Origin of the sequence: Vibrio mangrovi (assembly GCF_024346955.1) — a bacterium.
GTDB classification, from domain to species: domain Bacteria; phylum Pseudomonadota; class Gammaproteobacteria; order Enterobacterales; family Vibrionaceae; genus Vibrio; species Vibrio mangrovi.
The window spans coordinates 584,534-606,214 of record NZ_AP024884.1; the positions used below are offsets into that span (position 1 = coordinate 584,534).

Sequence of the window (21,681 nt, forward strand, 5' to 3'; positions counted from 1 at the left end):
GCAAGAACCACGACAATAGATATGTTTTAGTGATGTTAATGGTTGTTTCCTAATTGTTAAATATGGCTGTAAGGATATTTTGTGAACTGTTTCAAAAAAAACCTGAGCAATAGTGCGATTGCCTTATACACTTAAACTTAGTTGTGACGTTATTCACAGCGTGTGTATGAAAACGTCAGATTGACGGATATATAAATATTCACAGTTGGCCGGGTTTTATTATGCAATGGATAAAGAATCAGTCGATTACTGCAAAAATGGTCTTTCTTGTTAGCGTTATGTTAATTCTGACCATTATTCTTTCCTCCTTCGGTCTATTCAAAATGAATCGAGTCTCTGAAGAGATCAAAGGTATTGCTCATAAACATATTCCTTTGATTCAACTGATTAGTGATGTAACCGTGAAACAGTTACAAAGTTCTCTGATTGTTGAAAAAGCTTTTCGGGCCGCAGATTTTGCTGTTGACATTGACACAGAAGAAGCTAAACGTCTTCAGCAGGCTTTCAGTCGGATTGCGCATGAGTTTGATCAGGAAGTCCAGGAAGCAGAATCGAATCTGAAACTGGCACAGCAACAGAATGCCAGTGAACTATCTCCGGAAGAACAACGATTACAGCAGCATTTAAATGTTGTCGTTTCACATCATAAGCTCTATGAAAATTCAGCCGAAGAAATTCTTCAGGCAATTATCGGCCATGAAAATAGTCAGACACTATCAGATAAGGCCCGACAACTGGAAGTACAGCAAGATGCCCAGAATCAGGAGTTGGCATCACTTCTGACTGAAGTTGAAAAAATGACCGAATCCTCTCTTAATCAAACAGAGGCAGAAGAGCAGCAGGCAATCTCAGGAATGATTTTATTAGTGATGATTGCTTTATCGGCTGGCTTGCTGATTGGTCTGTTTATCAGCCGTCAGTTAGTTCATTCTCTGTCTTATGCCTGTACGGTTGCCGAGCAGATGGCGAGGGGCAATTTCGACATTGATGTTCAGGTTGATCGGAATGATGAAGTCGGTCGGCTGCTGGCTTCCATGCGCACAATGGCCGACTCTCTGGGAAATATTGTTTCATCCGTGATGAACAGCAGCCACACGATAGCTACGGCAGTGGTGGAGCTGGCGACGGTTGCCAATAACAACCGCCAGTCGGTTGAACAACAGCAGCAGAATACTGAACAGGTTGCCAGCGCCATGACAGAAATGGCTGCGACGATCACTCAGGTTGCAGCTAGTGCTGAAGGTGCTTCAGCATCCAGTCATCGGGCCGAAGTCAATATTCAGGACGGATGTCAGATGATTGAAGAAACGAACAACCTTGCGCTGAATCTGGTTGAAAGTTCTGAAAGCTCACAGGCGCTGATTGCCGATTTACAGTCCAGCACCGTGAAAATTCAGGATTTTGTTTCTGTGGTGAACGCGATTGCAGAACAGACAAATCTACTGGCGCTGAATGCTTCAATTGAGGCTGCAAGAGCGGGAGAGCAGGGAAGAGGATTCGCCGTTGTTGCTGATGAAGTGCGGGCTTTGGCCGCACGAAGTCAGGAAGCGACCCGGGAAATTGATACGTTGATCGAATCGCTGGTGCACAGTACCGGCTCGGCGGTGAGTGCTATTCAGGTGAGTAGTGATCAGGTGGGACAAACGTCAGCGTTGATTCAGGATATCAGACGGCAAATGGATCTCATTGCTCAGGCACTGACCGAATTGAGTGAAGCGAATACTCAGGTTGCGACTGCGAGTGAAGAACAGTCTGTTGCTGCGGAACAGATCAGCCGAAATATGGTGGATATCAGAGATTCAGGACAGTCTGTGTTGATGAGCACGGATGAAACAACCCGGGCCAGTGAAGATCTTTCTGCCCAGGCATCTGAGTTACGTCATTTGATGTCTCAGTTTCAGGTCAAATCCGTATGAATTACAGGAATCCTTCTTAATCCTGAACCGAAAAAATTTTGAGGTGCAGTTTATTACACACCGTACCAAACAAATAGGTCTACTGATGATATGGGTAGCCGTTGGTTTGTACTGATGTTTTTTCTTACGGGGACAGATACCTCAGGCTCATCTCTCTTACAAGGACAGGCATCCTAAATGCTTTCTTCCTGCGGGGACAGACATCAGAAGCTGTTCCTTTCTGGGCTGTTTATTTCTCTGATTAACAGGTATAGACATCTCAGGCGATCTCACATAGGTGCTTATTCCTCTAATAGAAAGTGCTTATAAGGACAGACACTTCTGCTTATAAGGACAGACACTTCAGGGAAATGATAAAACTACCATTTTAATAAAAAATTAACATATGTTTTTGTTTTAACATATGTTTTTTATATTCATCAGCAATTATTTTTGCTCATCTGATAGTGATTGCGGTACATTGCAGGGATGCTCTTTGTCACCTGTTGTCCCGATGATTCTGGCTGAAACTTCATCCTGAGGTTACTGGAGTATATTTTGATCCGGTTGATGAATATTCATCAGCTTTGGTGGCAGTCATCTATTGAGTGGGAGTCTCATTTGTATGAAAGTACGTTTTATCGTGTTGGTTAGCGGGTTATTATTGAGTTTATCTTGTTGGTCTGCAGATGCATTGTTTGCTGTTGCCAACAATTTTTATGGGCCGATGAAAGCATTGAGTCAGGATTTTGAGTCACAGTCTCCACATCATATCTCTATTTCAACCGGAGCAACCGGTCAGTTGTATGTTCAAATTACTCAGGGCGCACCGTTTGATCTGTTTTTTGCCGCAGATACTGCCCGTCCGGAAAAACTGATCAAAGATGGGCAGGCAAGCGGAGAATTTACATACGCCCGGGGAACACTGGTTTTATGGTCAGCACAACCGGATATTGCGGTAAAAGACGCTTTATTGCGGGGAGAATATTCGCATCTGGCTGTGGCGAATCCTAAGTTGGCACCATATGGCCTTGCAGCACAGCAGGCTCTGGAAAAAATGGGGCTTTACACCAAGGTTCAGGAAAAAATCGTGTTAGGTAAAGGGTTGAATCCGACATATCAGTTTGTCGTGACCGGGAATGCGGAACTGGGGTTTGTTGCAAAATCTCAGGTTTATCAGGACAATCATTATCAACCTGGTTCTTATTGGGAAGTTCCCCGCGAGGATTATGCTGAAATCCGGCAGGATGCAGTGATATTACCTGCCGGTCAGACTAATGAAGCTGCACAGGCATTTCTGGTGTATCTGAAAACAGAAAGGGCGCAGAAAATTATCCAAAGCTACGGATATATGTAAAAAAAGGGAAGCGGATGGGAATAGACAGTGTTGTGGTGCTGACAACCTTAAAATTGGCCGCAGTGGTTACGCTGAGTCTGCTAATTCTGGGGATTCCGGTAGCGTGGTGGTTATGTGTTTCTAAATTTCGTTATAAGGGAGTTATCGAAGCGGTATGTTCACTGCCGATGGTGTTGCCACCAACGGTACTGGGTTTCTATCTGCTGCTGCTGCTTTCACCGCAGGGAACGATTGGTCAGTTATTGAAATATCTCCATCTCGGTCAGTTGCCGTTCTCTTTTGCCGGGATTGCGATTGCCTGTACGATCCATTCGTTTCCTTTTGTACTTCAGCCTTTAAAGAATGCTTTTCTCGCCATTGGTAAATTACCGATTGAAGTTGCGGCAACTCTCAGAGCTTCTCCATCAGATCGTTTTTTCTCTGTCATTCTGCCCTTGGCATGGCCGGGCATTTTTTCCGCAGCTATTATGGGATTCTGCCATTCATTAGGTGAATTCGGAGTGGTACTGATGATTGGCGGCAATATTCCGGGCAAAACCAGAGTGATGTCGGTTGAGATTTATAACTATGTTGAAGCACTTGAGTTTGGTAAAGCTCATATGCTTGCCGGTAGTCTGGTTGCTTTTTCATTTATTGCTTTGCTAATGATGTATTGGCTGAATCACAAGTACCGCTATTCGGAGAGGTGAGTTTTTGAGTTCTATACACGCAAAATTTGCAATTTCCTATCCGGAGTTCTGTTTAGATGTTGATTTAACTTTGCCATCTTCCGGAATTACTGTGTTATTTGGTCCTTCCGGTTCCGGGAAGACAACCTGTCTGCGGGCGATTGCCGGGCTGGAGAGCCTTGAACAGGGCTATCTGTCGGTTGATGATGAAATCTGGCAGGATTCCGGAGCAGGGATTTTTATTCCGACCCATCGTCGTGACATCGGTTATGTTTTTCAGGAGGCCGGGTTGTTTCCCCATCTGTCGGTTCAGCAGAACCTGGAGTATGGTTACCGGCGGATTCCAACAGACAAGCGCCGGATTTCTGTTGAGAGCATTTGCCAGTTTGTCGGAATAAGCCATTTGCTGAGCCGTTCGGTTCATCAACTTTCCGGCGGAGAAAAGCAGAGAATTGCAATTGCCCGGGCATTGCTGACTTGTCCGAAGCTATTACTGATGGATGAACCGTTGTCTGCGCTGGATGTGAAACTGAAATCTGAAATCCTGCCATATCTGGAGAAAATTCATCAGGAGCTGTCTATCCCGGTCATTTATGTTACACACTCGGTCAGAGAATTAGCCAGACTTGCTGATCATGTAGTGCTGTTCCGGAGAGGTGAGGTCGTTGTGAGTGATCATGCAGATACTGTGATGTCTGATCCCCGACATCAGGATATTTTTGGTGAGGAACTGGGGAGTATTTTCGATACCAAGGTGGTTGAGCATCATGAGCACCGGATAACTCAGCTTGATAGTGACGGTGTCACAATATGGGCGCCCGGACACATTGGTGAGAAAGAACAGTTGTATCGTTGCCGGATACTGGCTTCTGATGTCAGTATTGCTCTTCATGAACCTGAACAGACAACAATGCTGAATCGTCTGCCAGCCGTCATTGTCGATATTGATCATCAGAAAGAGTATCAGGGGCAGGTTGTTGTGGTGCTGGAGCTATCCAACCGTCGTCGTCTGCTGGCAAAAATCACCATGAAGTCATCGTTTGAGCTGGGGCTGTCGCTGGGAATGTCGGTCTGGGCACAGATCAAGTCTGTTGCATTGTCCTGATTGAAACGGAATTTTATCCGATAGATATGCCCAAACGACTCTCGATCGTTTGGGCATATTTGTCAGAAGCCGGTTCTTCTGATATCACCGCCAGTCATCGTCGAAGAAGTCTTTTCCCTCCGGTGCATATGGGCCTTCGTCATCCATAGAATGTTCCACGATGCCTTGTAGACGTTCTAATTGTTGTTCCAGGCGATTTACTGTCTGGTAATCACCTTCGGAGCAAGCAACATAGATTTGTTGCTCAAGTGATTCAATACGATCCCGAATGTTCATATTGCACCTCCTGCTGTCGATGGTGTATGTCACGACGCTTGTCACTCAGTGTTATTGTAGTCAAACGATCGCAGGGGGGAAACTTTTCTGTCCGGGGCTGACTGTTTGCGGTGTCTGTCCTTGTAACTCTCATTTCTTGTGATTGTTTATTAACCGATTGATATCTATTTGCTGGTGAAGTGTGCAATCAAACGATTTTAGGGCAAAAAGGACTTTTCTTTTTTTTCAGTTGTGGCATCTTATGCGCGTCAAATCGATGCGCGGGCATCGTATAATGGCTATTACCTCAGCCTTCCAAGCTGATGATGCGGGTTCGATTCCCGCTGCCCGCTCCAAGTATCAAATTCTGCTATTTTTACCCAGTTCTTTGATTCTAAAGATAAAGTTTTCTATAGAAGCCTGAATTTCATTTCAAATTTATAAGATTTAAAAGTCACTGGTTTCCAGCGTGTCGGACTCAATTCGATTGTTAGTTTCATAACAAAGTCTGGTTACAGTGTTTCTGTTGCTCCCGGCATCCCGAACAACATCCCAAATCGGTTGTATGGAAGAGTAAAGCTTAACCGCTTTAGCGATTAAGCAGGGAATTTCCGCCAATGACTTGATGTTTTACCTCAACAGAGTGTAAATCGGGTGTCTTATTTTTTAATGCAATCAGAATTTTTTCAGCAGCCAGTTCCGCCATTTGAGCAATCGGAAACACGACATTATTAATATGGGGTACAAGGTATTCCGTCAGGTTAAAGCTATCAAAAGAGACGACAGATAAATCGTTCGGGACAGAGATGTTATTGGCCCGGATCGCTTTTAATCCTCCGGCACACATTCGTTCACCAAGATAGACAAGGGCGGTCAAGTGTGGATGTTGGCTCAGAATTTCTTCGGTGGCGGTTTCACCAAATTTCTGGCCATAATTTCCCTGACGAGAAACAACCTGTGTATCAGGCAGTGCCGCATCTTCCACAGCCTGCAAAGCACCTTCCAAGCGAACGATTGCATTGCGTCGATCATTCGGACCGGCAATAATGCCTATGTGTCTATGTCCGGCATCCAAAACCGATTTTGCGAGCACATAAGAAGAAATAAAGTGATCGAAATAGACACAACAGCAATTTTCTTCGTGGCGGTCGATAAGGACAAAGGGCCGTTGCTGCGCTTTATCGGCGATTTCTACACCACTCAGATAACGAGAATAGAGCAGTAGACCATCACAATTCAGATCTAATAATTTGTTGAGCGCTTTGCGCTCTTCCTCTATGCCCTGAGCCTCTAGCACAACGAGCATTCTGCCACTCTCATTCACGGCTTTATGAACAACGCTCATTACCGAGCCAAAAAAGCCGGATTCGTTATCCGGGATCAACATACCCACGATACCGCTGCGTTTGCTGACTAATGAACGAGCACTAAAGTTGGGGGTGTAGCTCAATTCCTTAATGGCTTTCTGTACTCGGGCCCGGGTCGTCGGTTTCACTTTCTCCGGTTCGTTCAGAACCCGGGTGACCGTAACCCGAGATACGTTAGCCAGCCGAGCTACGTCTACAATAGTTGCCATTCTCTTACCTTAAAATTAAAAAAGCAGCATAAGTATACCTATGCTGCCTGAGTAGGTTAAGCTCTTTATCGTCGATACATCTCAATCATTTCTTTTATCAAATCAACGGCTAACATTGATGTCATCAAATGATCCTGTGCGTGCACCATCACTAAGGTTACGGGGACTTTGCCTTCGCCCTCATCCAGACCAATCAGGGCGGTCTGGACTTTGTGGGCACGCTTTGCCGCTTCTTTCGATCTTAGCAAAGCCTGATCGGCCAGCTCCCAGTTATTGGCTTTTGCATGTTGTAATGCGATCATCGCCTCGCTTCTGCTTTCGCCAGCGTTGGTGATGATCTCCATAATTTCCATTTCTAAGTTCATATTTCTATCTTATGTATATAGCACACTCGTCATGTCGGGGTTGCCACCTTGTTGCCGGTAACGACAGGGCAGCAACCTCAGTAAATCTGAGTAGCAGTTTGGGGGTTAGTTGTGTTGTGTCTGACTTACTTTTGCTGATGAAGATTCTGTGTTGTTTGGCGCCTCAACAGATTCTGGTGCTTCTTCAGCCAGCAACTGTTTTTCATAGGTTTTGTAAAAAGGCATCCACAAAATGAATGAAATACAGAAGTTAATCAGCACCAGAATGACCGGACCAACAGACCATCCGGCGGCCCAGGAGGCTCCGAGCAGAGAGGGTGTTGTCCACGGTACAACGGAAATAAATTTATCGACCAGGCCGGTAGACAGAGCAAACCAGGCAACGGTTGCATTCACTAGCGGAATACCCACAAACGGAATCAGCATGATTGGGTTCATTACCAGTGGTGAACCAAAAATAACCGGTTCGTTGATGTTAAAAATCGCAGGGATCAGGCTGAGTTTACCGATCGAACGCAGGTGTGCGGAGCGGCTACGCAGATACATCAGAACCAAAGTGAAAGTTGAACCACAACCCCCGATGACGATGTAGAAACGCCAGAATGGATCAACGAAAACGTGTGGCAGAGCCTGACCTAGTTCCAGAGCGGACTGGTTTGCTGCGAGGTTAGCCAGCCAGAATGGTTGTAGCAGGTTGGTCACGATAGCGGCACCGTGGATACCACAGAACCACAACAGGTGAGAGATGGCTACGCAGATCAGGATTGCCAGTAAGGAATCGGAGGCGGAAACCAGAGGCTTAAAGACGTTCATAATCAGTTCTGGCAGGATCATCCCTGTTGCGCTTTTCAGCATCAGGGAAAGCGGGTACAGAGTGGCGATCATGATCGCGACCGGAACCAATAATTCAAAAGAACGGGCAATTTTTTCCGGAACCTGTTCTGGCAGGCGAATCGTCAGATTCTTCTTTTTCAGGAAATTCATCAGTTCAATTGAATACAATGAAGTAATGATGGCGGTGAAAATACCAGTACCGCCAAGGTATGCTGCCGGAATTCCACCGTTGGCAACCGGAGCGGCAACCAGCAGAAATGAACAGAGCGACAGCAACCCGCCCATCAAGGGATCGAGTTTGTAGTTCTGTGCTAAGTTCTGCCCGATGCCGACTGCAATGTACATGGTCATCACGCCCATGGTCATGCGGAAAGGCATCATGATGGTCTCTTTATTTTCCAGAGCGAACTGAACCCACATTTGACCAAATGCGAATGTCGTGTCTTTGGCAAAAGGAGGGAAGGCAAAAATAAGCAAAAAACTCCCAACAATCATAAATGGCATAGCGGAGATAAACCCATCCCGAACGGCCAAAACATGGTGTTGGCCACCTATTTTGCCCGCAATCGGCGCGATTTTTCGTTCGATGAATGAGATAACTGCAGAATATAAGCTCATACAACCTCCTACGCGATTAAACTCAGTGCAAATGCCAGGACTTTTTCACCATTCATGGTGCCATAGTCCATAGGATTGATAGGTTCAACTCTCTTTCCTTTTGCCTGAGCAATTTTGTTGAACTCATCGCGTTTGTAGCGAACTTGGGGACCAAGCAGACACAGGTCATAGCTGTCGATAACTTCGTTGAACTTTTCCAGAGGATAGGCTTCAATTTCCAGTTCAATATTTTGCTGTTCTGCAACAAGCCGCATTTTTTTTACCAGCATTGAGGTGCTCATGCCGGCGTTACAACAAAGAAATATTTTTTTCATCTCGGTAGACCTTTAGTTTTGTTACTTATGAAAATTGAATGAGGTAAATTTGGATAAGTAGTCTTTATTCAGCTCTACTCCCAAACCGGGTTTATTTTCGTCGATCACGAATTGTCCTTTTCGGGCATTCTGCTCTAGGGACTCGTTTAAAATGTTGTAACGTTCGTCCTGCCAGTAGGGGAACCATTCCTGGATTGGAACGTTGATGGTACAAAAGTCGAACTGAACACAGGCAGCAGTCAGCACGGGGCCGGACGCATTATGGGGTTGGACCTGAATTTGATGAGTGTCCGCGTATGAGGCGATCTTCTTCATTTCGGTAAATCCACCGGCAAGCCCCATATCTGGTTGAATCAGCTCGAAGACCCGGTTTTCAATAAATGGCGCAAAATCAAAACGGGTATACAGGCGTTCACCACCGGCAATCGGCATGTTGACCGCATGTTTGACTTCAATACTGGATTCAGCCAGCAGCGAATCGGTTGGCTCTTCATAGAAATAAGGTGAAAACTCTTCCAGACGTCGGCCCCATTTGATGGCATCTGATACACACAGGCAGCCGTGGAGGTCGAGCATAATATCCACCTCATCGCCTACGGCCTGACGAACGGCAGCAACCCGAGCAATAGCCATTTCGCCCCATTCTTTTGTGATCGGACGGCTCGGGGTGGATTTCTCACCATTGGGGGACATTTTGAATGGATCGAATTTCAACCCGGTATAGCCGTCTTCAACCACTTTTAATGCGTTGTCGGCAAAATGTTCAGGTGTATATGCATCGAAGTACCAGTGGTTTGCGTACAAGCGGATAGAATCGCGAACTTTCCCGCCTAACAGATTGAATATCGGTGTATTGAGTATTTTTCCCTTGATATCCCATAGTGCCATGTCTATTGCGCTCATCGCCCCATAGATCGCCAGAGAGCGTCCTCTTGCCCAGTAAGACTTGTCAAAAGTTGTCTGATAAATGCTTTCTGAATCGAAAGGAGATTTTCCGATGAGATAGTTGTTGGCAATTTCCTGAAAGACGGGAATGACTGACTTTGCTCCCACACCGTAGCTCATCGCGACTTCACCGATCCCGGAAACACCCTGATCTGTTTCTATTTCTATAACCAGCAGATTATGGTACGGGGCCCGATGTTTTAAATCGACGTCATAAACATTTAGTTGAACTATTTTCATATCTTTCACTCCCAAATAATCTGAGCACAATTATGTGCACGAGCACATTAATGATCAATGGTGTTTTTGAAGTAATTGTCATAAATGTGATCGTGCACATTTTTATAAAGTCCAGGAAACGGCAAAAAGGTGAGAATAAGGGAGGCGTTACTCTAAAATTACGGACGTCTTCCGGTGGTTCGGTGTGAGGATGTCTGAGCCAATAACTTTGGACACTGAGCTAAGTGAATGACAATCACTTAGCGAGGTACTTCTTTCTTTTGTTTTCTCCGGGAAATTTTTAAACTCCATGCATACTAAATTGTTGACTTTGTTCACGAAATTCCTGTGGTGTAATGCCAGTGTGGTTTTTAAATGCAGCAAAGAATGAACTGGGATATCTGAATCCACTGTTGGTCGCAATATTTTTGATCGGGTTACGGGTATTGCTGAGTAGTACTTTGGCGTGATTGATACGCATAATGATCAAATATTGTTTGATAGAAACACTGAGCATGTTTTTAAACAGACTCATGGCATATTTAGGATGAAGTCTCACATAAGCTGCTATATCTTCAACTTTGATGTCCTTGTTATGATTATTGGCAATATAATCAAGCATTAACTGAACATTTTTATAACCGGTATCATTGGCATGCCGTAATGTTATGTCACGCAGAAAGCTAAACATTTCAACCTGATAGTCATAAGAACAAAGACGGCGAAGCATTAAGAATACTTCTTCCTGAACAATGTGATTGCGAATTTCATGGTTCTCATGGTAAGACGCCATCCAGCGATGGTTTTCGGCATGACTGATGATCCCTGTATTGTGGGTAGAAATAACACCGCCATTCATCACCTGTTGCACAAATTCCTGAGGCAGCGGCCAGCTTAAGAATACATTTAAAGGGATATTGATAATTCCCATCACTGCGTCTTCACTCGTTTTATTAACCCGGTGAGGTGTGACTGCCCAAAATAATGCCAGTTGACCACCTTCTATACACACACTTGCGTTATTGAAAGAGTATTCCAGAGTGCCTTTATAGAGCACATTGACTTCGATTTGCTGGTGCCAGTGGTATTCCTTCATATGGAAGGGCTGACGTAGCTCAAAACTTAATTCTGACTCTCCATCAAGCAGCGGCCCATTGTGTTCATTCTCTGTCAGATAGTTGATGTTTTCCGACTTATCGGTGAGAACGTCATCCATATGTTCATCTCCATTTTAGTATTCAAAAGTAAGGATGTTTATTGATTCAATCGGCCTGCTGTCTCTGATTCGAGTGCACTGTAAACGATGTCATGAAGATATATTATGGTTTTTATCTGATCAAAGTCTATAGGATTCTATTTTGTAATCACACAAAATAGTCCTGAAAAGTAAGGTTTAGTGATGTGTGGTCTGAACTCGATTTGCTGACAATTCCAGAGTTAGTTAACTTGTTTGCGAAACAAGAAAAAGAACAACTTCCCTACAAAAACACAACAAGGAAATTGCAAATGAAAGTTCAAAGGCGTCTTTTGGGACTCACCATAATATGCACCTGTTTTCCTGTAATTGCCGACACTTTACCCGCAGGAGCTACAACGATTCCTGATGCGGCAGAGATTCCCAACCGGCTTGCGATTCAGTACTTTTCTCCTGATGATATTGTTGAATTTAAAAAACTTGATCACTATTCAGAGCCATCCTGGGTAACTGAAAAATATGTGAAAACGGGTAAGCTTCCGCCGGTAGCAAAGCGTCTGCCCGAAGTTCCTATGGTATTGAAAACGGCTTCAATGCCGGATGGTATTGGTGAGTACGGCGGTGTACTTCGTCAGGTGATTGGTGGACGTCCTCAGGGATGGAACTGGTCTGCTGCTCACTCTCAGGGATGGGGTGGAATTAATTATATTGTCCAGCAGTGTCTGACTCGTACCGGCCCGATGTATCAGTTAAATCCGGATGAACGGAAAGTATTACCGAATCTGGCCCAGAACTGGGAATGGTCTGATGATGGTATGTCTCTGACCATGCATCTGATTCGGGGCGCCAGGTGGTCTGATGGCGAACCGTTTACTGCGGAAGATGTCCGTTTTTATTGGGAAGACACGGTGTTAGAGCCACGGATTCCTTCTTTCTCTTCACAGAATGCACTGGGTAAAGGTGCAAAACTGGAGGTTGTTGACCCGTATACAATCCGTTGGCATTTCGATGCACCGCATCAGAATCAGGCACTTTATAATATGTCGTTTATGACTTTTTGCCCTGGCCCTGCTCATATTCTGAAACCTCTTCACCCCAAATATAATCCTCAGGCAACATACGACTCATTCAGTAATGCATTACCTGCATCACAAGTCCCGGTTGTAACAATGGGGCCGTGGGTTCCCGTTGATTATAAAGATGATCAGATTATTGTGTTACGCCGTAACCCATATTACTGGAAAGTTGATGAAGCAGGTCATCAGTTGCCCTATATGGATGAGGTGCATTACAAACTTTCCACCTGGGAAGCCCGTACACTGGAAACGATGTCCGGCAAGGCTGATTTCTCCAATATGGAAAATCCTCCTATCTATATTGAAACCCTGCGTAAATTGGCTGCGCCGGACTCTCCGACCAAAGCGATGTTCGGACCACGTAATCTTGCCTACCAGATTCAGATGAATATGAATCTGACACTGGCTGTGCGTGATGATCGTGAAGCCGCTATTCGTACACTGAACCGTGATCTAAAGTTCCGTAAAGCTATCTCTCATGCCGTGGATCGGAAAAGTCTCGGACAGGCGTTGGTTAAAGGTCCTTTTACTGCGGAATATGCCGGTGGTCTGCACCCGGAAACCGCATTCTATAATCCGAAGGATGTCGTTTATTTTCCATACAATCCGGCGTTGGCGAAGAAATATCTTGCGGAGCTGGGATTGAAAGATACCGACGGCAACGGTGTGTTGAACTTCCCTCAGAATATGGCCGGAGGCAGGGATCTTGAGATTGTATTGAATACCGGAAACAGTACTTCAGATACTGTATTTAATGAGAATCTGGTTTCGATGATGGCTGATGTCGGAATCAAACTTATACCGCGAGTGCTGGACAGTGTTCAGGGAGATTCGGCCCGGGATTCCGGTGATTTTGACTGGCGGCTCAACCGGAGTGACAAAGAGTTAATCGTGCCGATGCAGCGGATGGAGTGGCTTGCTCCAATTGCACAAAGCGGTCCGATCTGGCACCGGGGAACGGAAAACAATCCTCAGGTGTTGCAACCCTTTGAAAAACAATTGGTTGAGTTAGCTCATGCGATTGTTTTAGAACAGGATTCGGCCAGACAGACGAAGCTTATTCGTCAGATCAACCATGAGATAACCAAGAATGTTTATCACGTTGGTTTAGTTGCTTATCCGGGGGCTTTGCTGGTCAATAAACGGATCAAGAATGTACCTAATGCACCAATTATCGCTTATCAATGGGCAGAAGATGCGGTGATGCGTGAGCGTTTCTGGGTGCCTGAAGCTGCCCAGACCAAGGCGCTGAAACCACAGTTACTTCCTGAATACAACAAATAATCCGAATAAACCTATAGCGGGGGAACCCGCTTTATAGGAGGTATCAACATGATCGAATTTATTCTTAAACGTCTGCTGAGCACTATCGGTCTGTTGCTGGTGCTGAGTGCGATCACATTCGTCATCATCCAGCTCCCGGACGGAGACTATGGTGATTTGATAAAAAATCAGGCAATTTCGATGGGCGGTGCTTCGCCTGAACAGGCTGAACAGCTTGCAGAAGCGGCACGGGCCCGGTTCGGATTAAATGAACCGGTTCTGAACCAGTATGTCAACTGGCTGAGCAATATTGTGTTCCATTTCGACTTCGGTTATTCCTTTGCTTACAACAAGCCGGTGATGGAAGTTGTTGGGGAACGTCTTCCCAGAACAATTCTCATCGCTCTGGGTTGTCATATCGGAGCAACGTTACTCGGAGTTCTGGCTGGTATCTATGCGGCTACGAATCAGAATCGTCTGGGAGATCGGGTTGCGACCCTGTTTTCATTTGTCGCAATGACTGTTCCCCGTTTTGTGATGGCGATTATTATCGTTTATTTCATGATATTCGCCTGGGACATGGGTTCTATCGGGGCGATGAACTCTCCTGATTATGTCTTCCAGCCGATGTCCTGGAATAAGTTTATCGATACGCTGATTCATATCTGGCCGGTCATCTTTATTGCTGCCTTTGGTGGAATGGCATTCAATCTGCGCCTGATGCGGGGCAACCTGCTGGACGTGTTGAAAATGCAGTATATCGAAACGGCCAGAGCCAAAGGATTGCCGGAGAGACGGGTTATTTTCAAACATGCCGTTCCGAATGCATTACACAGTTTGATCTCTTATCAGGGGGTTGCGCTGCCGTATATGATCACGGGGGAAATGGAAGCGGCGATGGTCCTCGGTATTCCAACGGTCGGCCCGTTGATTATCTCGGCAATGGCCGATCAGGACACATACGTTATCGGTACGATTATGTTGTTAATTGCCGCATTGCTCATCATCGGCAATCTGATTGCTGACTTACTGCTTGCAGTTTTAGATCCCCGAATTCGTCTGTCGTAGGTGTCAATATGAAACAATCACAAAGTTATTCGAGCTTAGTCTGGGTTCGGTTTAAACGAAACAAAATGGCGCTGATGAGTCTGATTCTGTTGGCAATTCTGGGTATGACCTCTGTTTTTGCACCATTTTTTTCTCCCAATGATCCGGACCATCGTTTCAGCAGTCACATATATGATGCGCCGTCCAGTATTCACTGGATTGATCAGGATGGCACATTTCATTTCTGGCCATTTGTATATGCCAAAACGGTCGATCTTGATCCGGTGACATTTCTGCCGATAACCAAAGAAGATCACTCTCATCCGATCTATTTAGAATTTTTCAGCCAAGGCTGGGAATATTTCTTCCTTGGGATGAGTTTTGATCGCCATATTGTTGGGCTTGAAGATGGTTCTCCGATTTTCCTGCTGGGTTCAGACAATCTTGGCCGGGACTTGATTTCCCGCTGCTTCTTCGGTAGCCGGGTAACCTTGTTGTTTGCCATTGCCGTTGTTGCGCTTGTAGTGTCAATCGGAACCGTGGTCGGCATTCTGTCTGGTTATCATGGCGGACGCTTTGATTTCGTGGTTCAGCGTATTGCTGAACTTGCACTGGCGTTTCCGGCTGTGCCGCTTTACCTGGCACTGATTGCCGTGTTGCCGAAAACCGCCGATTCCACTTCGGTATTCATTATGCTGATCGTCATCCTTTCGTCATTGCAATGGGCATTCATTGCCCGGCAGGTTCGGGCTCAGGCATTATCGATGCGCAATCTGGACTATATCCGAGCTGCCAAATCGGTTGGTGCAAAAGACATGCGTATTGTCCTGCGGCACATCCTGCCGAATGTAACCAGTAATATCGTGGTTCTTGCCACGATTATGCTGCCGACGATCGTATTGACTGAAAGTTTTTTCAGCTTCTTATCCGTTGGTGTTAAAGCACCGATGTTTAGCTGGGGTTCTCTGCTGAATTCGGCAGGTCAGTTCCAGACTATTGGATCTTATCCCTGGTTACTTTACCCCGTGGGTTTCATTCTGGTGACCGTTTTAGGCTTTAACGCACTGGGTGATGGTTTGCGTGATGCGGTTGATCCGTATTCTGGCCGGTAGAAGTAAGGAATAGTTATGGATAATCAACATATATCAGAGAATCGACTGACAAGTCGTAACACAATTGCGCGTATCAGTGACCTTCATGTCGGTTTTGCTACGGAAGATGGTTTTGTTCAGGCGTTAAAAGGCGTGAGTTATAACATCAAAGCGGGTGAAATGGTTGCGCTGGTTGGTGAGAGTGGCTCAGGAAAATCGGTCTCTGCCCGATCTCTGATGGGATTACTGCCTAAATCAGCCCGTCTTGGTAAAGAGAGCCGGGTGACCTATCGCGATATAGATATTACTGCGTCGTCAGAAAGACAACTGTTGAAACTACGGGGAAATCAGATCTCGATGATTTTTCAGGAACCGATGACCTCACTGAATCCGTTGTATACACTGGGTGAACAGATCAGTGAAGCGATTCTGATCCACCAGAAAGTGTCAAAAACTGAGGCCCGTCAAAAGGCGTTGGCATTGTTTGAAGCAGTGCAGCTTCCTCATCCGGAAGAGCGTTATGATCAATATCCTCACCAGTTATCCGGAGGACAGCGACAGCGGGTCATGATCGCCATGGCACTGACGAATAATCCGGATCTGTTAATTGCCGATGAACCAACCACGGCACTCGATGTGACGGTTCAGGCGAATATCCTGCGTTTGATTAAGGAGCTTCAGTTACAAAAAGGAATGAGCGTTTTACTCATTACTCATGATCTGACGATTGTTCGCCAGTTTGCTGATTACATTTATGTAATGAAACATGGCGAGGTGGTCGAGCATGGTACGACTGAACATATATTTACTGCGGCAGAGTACCCTTATACACAAATGCTGATTGATTCTGAGCCTAAAGGTCTGGCAAAAGCAATACCGGAAAAATCTCCCGTGGTCCTGCAAGCCGACAAGATGCGGGTTGAATTTGAATTAGGGAAGAAAAGCTTCTTCGGCCGTCAACCACCAAAGCGGCTGGTGGCTGTTGATGATATTTCTGTAGTGCTCAGAAAAGGTGAGACGCTGGGAATTGTCGGAGAAAGCGGTTCAGGCAAAACGACGCTGGCGATGGCTATTTTTAAACTGCTGTCGGATGGACAGGTGTCGGGAGAGATTACATACGACGGTCAGCACCTGAATCATATCTCCGATAAACAGCTGCGGCAGTTGCGTAAGGAAATTCAGGTAGTGTTTCAGGATCCGTTTTCTTCACTGAATCCGCGTTTGTCTGTGAAGCAGATACTGGAGGAAGGCTTAACGGTTAATCAACTCTGCATGGAACCGTCAGAACGCCGGATAAGGCTTGAAAAAGCATTACTGGATGCCGGATTACCGGCGAATATTCTGAACCGTTATCCCCATGAATTTTCCGGAGGACAACGACAGAGAATCGCGATTGCCCGTGCCCTGATTCTGGAACCCAAAGTGATTTTACTTGATGAGCCGACTTCTGCACTTGACCTGACGATACAGAACCAAATTGTACAGCTACTGAAGCAGCTACAGGAAAAGCGGGGGATTTCATATCTGTTTATCAGTCACGATCTCCGGGTTGTGAAATCACTTTGTCACCGTGTTCTGGTGATGAGGCACGGAGAAGCGATTGAAGAAGGACCAACACTTGATATTCTGGAAAATTCGACAGTTCAATACACACAAAAATTAATTAAAGCTGCATTTGAAGTAGCGGCTTGATTTAAATTTTATGATGAAGTTATCAAAGCTGAATCATGTGTATTGGCAATGGAATAATTTACTGTTGTGAGAAATTAATTGACTTATTTGTCATAAATAAACGTGAACAATGAAAACTGTTTTTGAATGGTTATCATTAGGGGTCAGGAAATAAAAGTTAAATAGGATGTTCATCTATCCTTCATACTTTTAATCAATTCAATCCGAAGTAATCAGTATTTTATTATTCGGCGATTTCTCATTCCTGATGAAATTAATATGTGACTTTGAACTAAAGAGTAAATGCTATGCAAGAGCGAAAGCTGATTGAATTAACAGGAAAGCAGACTCAATTAATCATTGAAGTAGGAGAGTTTGCAGAGATACTGCATTGGGGAAATAAAGTTAGCGGGGATTTAGACCGCTGTCGTTCAGCCTTATACCGACCCGTTCCTCAGGGGCGTTTAGACAAAGATGTTTCTGTGACGTTGTCACCTGAGTTGGGGCGGGGACTATTCAGCAGCCCGGGTCTTGAGGGACATCGTAACGGGCAGGACTGGGCACCGGTATTTGTTCTGAAAAATATTGAACAAAGTGATCATAAACTCAGCCTTGAGAGTGAAGACCCGCAGGCAGGGCTTTGCCTGAGTACGGAAATCCAGCTGGATGAGTACGATGTTGTAAAAACCCGTCATACCGTAACCAATACGAAATCCGGTCAGTATCAGATCAACCGTTTTGCCAATACATTACCATTGCCGGCGAAAGCCAAAGAATTAATGACATTCTACGGGCGTTGGGTAAAAGAGTTTCAGACGCAGCGCCAGCCATTGCTTCACGGCGGTTATCAGCAGGAAAACCGCCGTGGCCGTACATCTCACGAGCACTATCCGGCTCTGGTTGCCGGTTCTCAGAATTTCAGTGAGATCGTTGGGGATGTATGGGGATTTCACTTTGCATGGAGTGGAAATCACCGGCTTCGTGCTGATGTCAAAGCGGATGGACGCCGTTATATGCAGGCTGAAGTGATTTACTTGCCGGGAGAAGTTGTTTTAGAGGAAGGTGAAAGTCTGACAACGCCGTGGCTTTATGCAAGTTATAGTGATCGTGGTCTGAATGGTATGAGTCAACAGTTCCATGCACATGTCCGTAATTCAGTGATTTCTCCTGATTTTACGTCAAAGGTCCGTCCGGTCCATCTGAATACCTGGGAAGGGATCTATTTCGACCATGACCCCGAGTACATTATGTCCATGGCAACTCAGGCTGCCGAGCTGGGAGTTGAGCGTTTTATCATTGATGATGGCTGGTTTAAAGCCCGGGATGATGATACCGCAGCGTTGGGTGACTGGTTTCTGGATGAAACAAAATACCCCAATGGACTGGAACCGGTGATCGCGCATGTCAATCGTTTGGGAATGGAATTTGGTCTTTGGTTTGAGCCGGAAATGATCAATAAAGATTCCGATCTTTACCGGGCTCATCCGGATTGGTTATTGGCTGTTGATGGTTATGAACAACCGACAGGAAGAAATCAATATGTCATTGATCTACAAAATAATGATGCGTTTGATTACCTATATGAAAGACTGTCGCATTTCTTAGGTCAGTACAATATTGCTTATATAAAATGGGATATGAATCGTGAAATTGTTCAGCCCGGGCACGAAGGCAGAGCTTCGGGTGTACGCCAGACAGAACGGTTTTATGACCTGGTTGATAAACTCCGTACGCAGTTTCCTCATGTCAGTATCGAGTCCTGTGCTTCCGGCGGTGGGCGAATTGATTATGAAATTCTCAAGCGTACGGATCGGTTCTGGCCATCAGACAATAATGATGCACTGGAAAGGCAGCATATTCAGCGGGGAATGAGCTACTTTTTCCCACCGGAGGTGATGGGCAGCCATATTGGTTCGGGGCACTGTCACTGTTCCCGCCGGCGTCACAGTATTGAGTTCCGTGGTCTGACTGCGTTGTTTGGACATATGGGAATCGAACTCGATCCGGTGAAAGAAGATGTGACGGAGAAAGAAAATTTTGCACGTTATGTCGCATTGCATAAATCAATACGGCCGCTACTTCATTCCGGAACAAACTGGCGGATTCCGACTGATGATGAAGCCCATCAGGTTCAGGCTGTCGTGTCTGAAGATCAGTCAGAAGCTGTCGTGTTAGTTGCACAACTCGCAATGCCAACCAACTCACTGAGCGGGCATTTAAGAATTCCCGGTCTGAATGATCAGGCAACATACCGGGTCTCTGTGTTGGATAAGCCATCGTTTTACGAGAAGATTGTCAATACTCAGCCATCATGGACAGCATCGGGTTGTGAAGTGTCAGGTTCCTGGTGCCGGGAAGTTGGCATTGTTCTGCCGGTACTCGATCCGGAAACAGCAATGCTGATTAAGTTGGAACGTATTAATTAACAGATAATCTCTCTGAATTTAACCGCTCAGATATTTTGATGAGCGGTTAATCTTATTTTTTTGGTTTAATATGTTTTGCGATGTATGTCATCTTTCCTTCATGAAAAATTCATGTAATTATCTTTTTCAAATTATTTGAAACAAAATCATTAATAAATTGTCATATATTTTTGATGTTGATTAACTTCCCGTTTTTTAAAGTCAATATCTGCCATTGTACGTTCAGTGCTATTGATAAAATTCTATTGAATAAGCAGCTAAATGTGTGTTGTATGCTGAATATATGACAGGTATGACTAGCCATATAGAAAAATGTATGTTTATGATATTTACCGTATTGATAATTTAATTTTAGACACCTCCTGATATTTAATAATAAAGTGCAGACCTGATTCGAACATATCGACAGATAAAGACAGGCAGGAAATTTTTATAATTAGACAAATAATGGATTCAATGTCATTCGTCAGCTCCTGATGAAATAAGAAATATTCTTATATGCAGAAATACATTTAGATTGCACAAGTATAAATTTGTGGTACTGCACTTATTTTCATGGATGTGGTTCATATGGTTTTGGAAATTTATTCCTAATTAAAGGTGTAAGTATGAACTTTGAACTAACAAAGCAACAGATTGAGCTATACGATACGGCATTTCGTTTTGCCTCAGATGTCTTAGAACCGGGGGCTGGTGAGCGTATAGCAGCACACTCTTTTGATCGCGGCTTATGGGAAGAAGCAGCAAAGTTTGGTTATGCAAGCTTGTCTATCCCTGAAGAAGATGGTGGAAGTGGGCTGTCAACGCTGGAGACCATGCTTATGGTTGAAGCGTTAGGAAAAGGTTGTAGTGACTTAGGGCTGGCATTTTCTCTTTCTGCCCATCTATTTGCCTGTGTTGTGCCATTCTGTAGTTTTGCAAGTCAGACTCTCAAGCAAACCTACTTGCCGGGATTGATTGATGGAACAAACATGATGGCGAATGCTGCAACCGAACCGGAAGCAGGCTCTGATATTTATGGGATGAAATCAACGGCTGAACGGGTTCCCGATGGTTATCGTCTGAATGGGAAAAAATGTTTCATTACCAACGCACCAATTGCCGATTATTTCCTTGTCTACGCTAAAACGAACCCGGGAATGGGTTTTCTGGGAATCAGTGCATTTCTGGTACCGAAAGATGCTGATGGGCTGACGATTGGCAGCCATCATGAGAAAGATTGTCTGAGTACCTGCTTGTGGTCCGAAGTGTATCTGCAGGATGTTTTCGTTTCTGAGTCTCACCGTATAGGAGCGGAAGGTGCGGGTGGGGCAATGTTCTATGATTCCATGATTTGGGAAAAAGGATGCCTGTTTGCATATTATGTTGGTGCAATGGATCGCATGCTTGAAAAAGTGATTCTCCATGCCCGAGAGCGGCAGCAATTTGGCCGGGCAATTGCACAGAATCAATCGGTATCCAACCGGATTGTCGATATGAAGATTCGCTTAGATACTTCCCGTCTTCTCTTATACCGTGCCGGTTGGCTTTATGATCAGGGCAAGGACAGCGAACTGGAAATTGCAATGAGTAAACTCGTCATTTCCGAGTCGGCAGTTCAGTCCGGTTTGGACGCGATCCAAACATTTGGTGGCTCGGCAATAGAAAAAGAGATGGGAGTGATGCAGTTACTTCTTGATGCTGTACCTTCAAGAATCTTTTCCGGATCGAATGACATTCAGAGAGGCATTATTGCAAGAAAGTTAGGGCTCTGAGCGAACG

The 21,681-nt window shown here is 45.1% G+C and carries 17 protein-coding genes and 1 tRNA gene; 11 read left to right on the plus strand and 7 right to left on the minus strand.

Annotated elements, in window-relative coordinates; translation table 11 throughout:
• Positions 1-221: 221 nt before the first annotated feature.
• The 4 genes from OCU74_RS18800 (at position 222) to modC (ending at position 5,025) form a co-directional block, all read left to right on the plus strand.
• Complete coding sequence (locus tag OCU74_RS18800; protein ID WP_087480840.1) at positions 222-1,916, plus strand: methyl-accepting chemotaxis protein; 1,695 nt, start codon at positions 222-224, stop codon at positions 1,914-1,916.
• A gap of 604 nt (positions 1,917-2,520) precedes the next feature.
• Positions 2,521-3,252 carry a molybdate ABC transporter substrate-binding protein gene (gene modA, locus OCU74_RS18805; RefSeq protein ID WP_087480839.1) on the plus strand — a complete coding sequence of 244 codons (732 nt, stop codon included), beginning with the start codon at positions 2,521-2,523 and terminating at the stop codon, positions 3,250-3,252.
• A gap of 14 nt (positions 3,253-3,266) precedes the next feature.
• Complete coding sequence (gene modB, locus OCU74_RS18810) at positions 3,267-3,941, plus strand: molybdate ABC transporter permease subunit (RefSeq protein ID WP_087480838.1); 675 nt, start codon at positions 3,267-3,269, stop codon at positions 3,939-3,941.
• A gap of 4 nt (positions 3,942-3,945) precedes the next feature.
• Entirely contained in the window at positions 3,946-5,025 is a 1,080-nt protein-coding gene (gene modC, locus OCU74_RS18815) for a molybdenum ABC transporter ATP-binding protein (protein ID WP_087480837.1), read from the plus strand.
• Between the two features lie 84 nt (positions 5,026-5,109).
• On the opposite strand, the gene OCU74_RS18820 is transcribed toward modC, so the two are convergent.
• Positions 5,110-5,301, minus strand: a complete 192-nt coding sequence (locus OCU74_RS18820) for a hypothetical protein (RefSeq protein ID WP_087480836.1) — start codon at positions 5,299-5,301, stop codon at positions 5,110-5,112.
• Positions 5,302-5,561: 260 nt separating this feature from the next.
• Between OCU74_RS18820 and OCU74_RS18825 the strand changes: the two genes are divergently transcribed.
• Positions 5,562-5,636: transfer RNA gene (locus OCU74_RS18825), tRNA-Gly, on the plus strand.
• A 233-nt stretch (positions 5,637-5,869) separates the two neighbouring features.
• Here the strand turns inward: OCU74_RS18825 and OCU74_RS18830 are convergent.
• From OCU74_RS18830 to melR, 6 genes are all read right to left on the minus strand, one after another.
• Positions 5,870-6,856 (minus strand): LacI family DNA-binding transcriptional regulator, encoded by a 987-nt coding sequence (locus OCU74_RS18830; RefSeq protein ID WP_087480835.1) that lies wholly within the window; start codon positions 6,854-6,856, stop codon positions 5,870-5,872.
• A 65-nt stretch (positions 6,857-6,921) separates the two neighbouring features.
• Positions 6,922-7,221, minus strand: a complete 300-nt coding sequence (locus tag OCU74_RS18835; RefSeq protein ID WP_087480834.1) for a PTS lactose/cellobiose transporter subunit IIA — start codon at positions 7,219-7,221, stop codon at positions 6,922-6,924.
• A 105-nt stretch (positions 7,222-7,326) separates the two neighbouring features.
• Positions 7,327-8,673 carry a PTS sugar transporter subunit IIC gene (locus tag OCU74_RS18840; RefSeq protein ID WP_087480833.1) on the minus strand — a complete coding sequence of 449 codons (1,347 nt, stop codon included), beginning with the start codon at positions 8,671-8,673 and terminating at the stop codon, positions 7,327-7,329.
• 8 nt (positions 8,674-8,681) lie between these two features.
• The gene (locus tag OCU74_RS18845) at positions 8,682-8,987 is read right to left on the minus strand and encodes a PTS sugar transporter subunit IIB (RefSeq protein ID WP_087480832.1); all 306 of its coding nucleotides are present in this window, start codon (positions 8,985-8,987) and stop codon (positions 8,682-8,684) included.
• 21 nt (positions 8,988-9,008) lie between these two features.
• Positions 9,009-10,172, minus strand: coding sequence for a mandelate racemase/muconate lactonizing enzyme family protein (locus OCU74_RS18850; RefSeq protein WP_087480831.1), 1,164 nt, complete (start codon positions 10,170-10,172; stop codon positions 9,009-9,011).
• Between the two features lie 280 nt (positions 10,173-10,452).
• Positions 10,453-11,367 carry a transcriptional regulator MelR gene (melR, locus tag OCU74_RS18855; protein WP_087480830.1) on the minus strand — a complete coding sequence of 305 codons (915 nt, stop codon included), beginning with the start codon at positions 11,365-11,367 and terminating at the stop codon, positions 10,453-10,455.
• Between the two features lie 290 nt (positions 11,368-11,657).
• Between melR and OCU74_RS18860 the strand changes: the two genes are divergently transcribed.
• The 6 genes from OCU74_RS18860 (at position 11,658) to OCU74_RS18885 (ending at position 21,674) form a co-directional block, all read left to right on the plus strand.
• The gene (locus OCU74_RS18860; RefSeq protein ID WP_087480829.1) at positions 11,658-13,706 is read left to right on the plus strand and encodes an ABC transporter substrate-binding protein; all 2,049 of its coding nucleotides are present in this window, start codon (positions 11,658-11,660) and stop codon (positions 13,704-13,706) included.
• Between the two features lie 48 nt (positions 13,707-13,754).
• Positions 13,755-14,753, plus strand: coding sequence for an ABC transporter permease (locus OCU74_RS18865; protein WP_087480828.1), 999 nt, complete (start codon positions 13,755-13,757; stop codon positions 14,751-14,753).
• 8 nt (positions 14,754-14,761) lie between these two features.
• Positions 14,762-15,844 carry an ABC transporter permease gene (locus OCU74_RS18870; RefSeq protein ID WP_087480827.1) on the plus strand — a complete coding sequence of 361 codons (1,083 nt, stop codon included), beginning with the start codon at positions 14,762-14,764 and terminating at the stop codon, positions 15,842-15,844.
• A 15-nt stretch (positions 15,845-15,859) separates the two neighbouring features.
• Positions 15,860-17,515 (plus strand): ABC transporter ATP-binding protein, encoded by a 1,656-nt coding sequence (locus OCU74_RS18875; protein ID WP_087480826.1) that lies wholly within the window; start codon positions 15,860-15,862, stop codon positions 17,513-17,515.
• A 287-nt stretch (positions 17,516-17,802) separates the two neighbouring features.
• Positions 17,803-19,920 carry an alpha-galactosidase gene (locus OCU74_RS18880; protein ID WP_087480825.1) on the plus strand — a complete coding sequence of 706 codons (2,118 nt, stop codon included), beginning with the start codon at positions 17,803-17,805 and terminating at the stop codon, positions 19,918-19,920.
• Between the two features lie 608 nt (positions 19,921-20,528).
• A complete protein-coding gene (locus OCU74_RS18885) occupies positions 20,529-21,674 on the plus strand; it encodes an acyl-CoA dehydrogenase family protein (RefSeq protein WP_087480824.1) in 1,146 nt (381 codons plus the stop codon).
• Positions 21,675-21,681: the final 7 nt, after the last annotated feature.

Bases quoted from the DNA above. Each gene is read 5' to 3' on its own strand.
- OCU74_RS18870 (WP_087480827.1), top strand. From the start codon at position 14,762: ATGAAACAATCACAAAGTTATTCGAGCTTAGTCTGGGTTCGGTTTAAA.
- OCU74_RS18875 (WP_087480826.1), top strand. From the start codon at position 15,860: ATGGATAATCAACATATATCAGAGAATCGACTGACAAGTCGTAACACA.
- OCU74_RS18865 (WP_087480828.1), top strand. From the start codon at position 13,755: ATGATCGAATTTATTCTTAAACGTCTGCTGAGCACTATCGGTCTGTTG.
- modB (WP_087480838.1), top strand. From the start codon at position 3,267: ATGGGAATAGACAGTGTTGTGGTGCTGACAACCTTAAAATTGGCCGCA.
- OCU74_RS18860 (WP_087480829.1), top strand. From the start codon at position 11,658: ATGAAAGTTCAAAGGCGTCTTTTGGGACTCACCATAATATGCACCTGT.
- OCU74_RS18845 (WP_087480832.1), bottom strand. From the start codon at position 8,987: ATGAAAAAAATATTTCTTTGTTGTAACGCCGGCATGAGCACCTCAATG.
- OCU74_RS18800 (WP_087480840.1), top strand. From the start codon at position 222: ATGCAATGGATAAAGAATCAGTCGATTACTGCAAAAATGGTCTTTCTT.
- OCU74_RS18885 (WP_087480824.1), top strand. From the start codon at position 20,529: ATGAACTTTGAACTAACAAAGCAACAGATTGAGCTATACGATACGGCA.
- OCU74_RS18840 (WP_087480833.1), bottom strand. From the start codon at position 8,673: ATGAGCTTATATTCTGCAGTTATCTCATTCATCGAACGAAAAATCGCG.
- OCU74_RS18850 (WP_087480831.1), bottom strand. From the start codon at position 10,172: ATGAAAATAGTTCAACTAAATGTTTATGACGTCGATTTAAAACATCGG.
- modA (WP_087480839.1), top strand. From the start codon at position 2,521: ATGAAAGTACGTTTTATCGTGTTGGTTAGCGGGTTATTATTGAGTTTA.
- OCU74_RS18830 (WP_087480835.1), bottom strand. From the start codon at position 6,856: ATGGCAACTATTGTAGACGTAGCTCGGCTGGCTAACGTATCTCGGGTT.
- OCU74_RS18820 (WP_087480836.1), bottom strand. From the start codon at position 5,301: ATGAACATTCGGGATCGTATTGAATCACTTGAGCAACAAATCTATGTT.
- OCU74_RS18880 (WP_087480825.1), top strand. From the start codon at position 17,803: ATGCAAGAGCGAAAGCTGATTGAATTAACAGGAAAGCAGACTCAATTA.
- OCU74_RS18835 (WP_087480834.1), bottom strand. From the start codon at position 7,221: ATGAACTTAGAAATGGAAATTATGGAGATCATCACCAACGCTGGCGAA.
- melR (WP_087480830.1), bottom strand. From the start codon at position 11,367: ATGGATGACGTTCTCACCGATAAGTCGGAAAACATCAACTATCTGACA.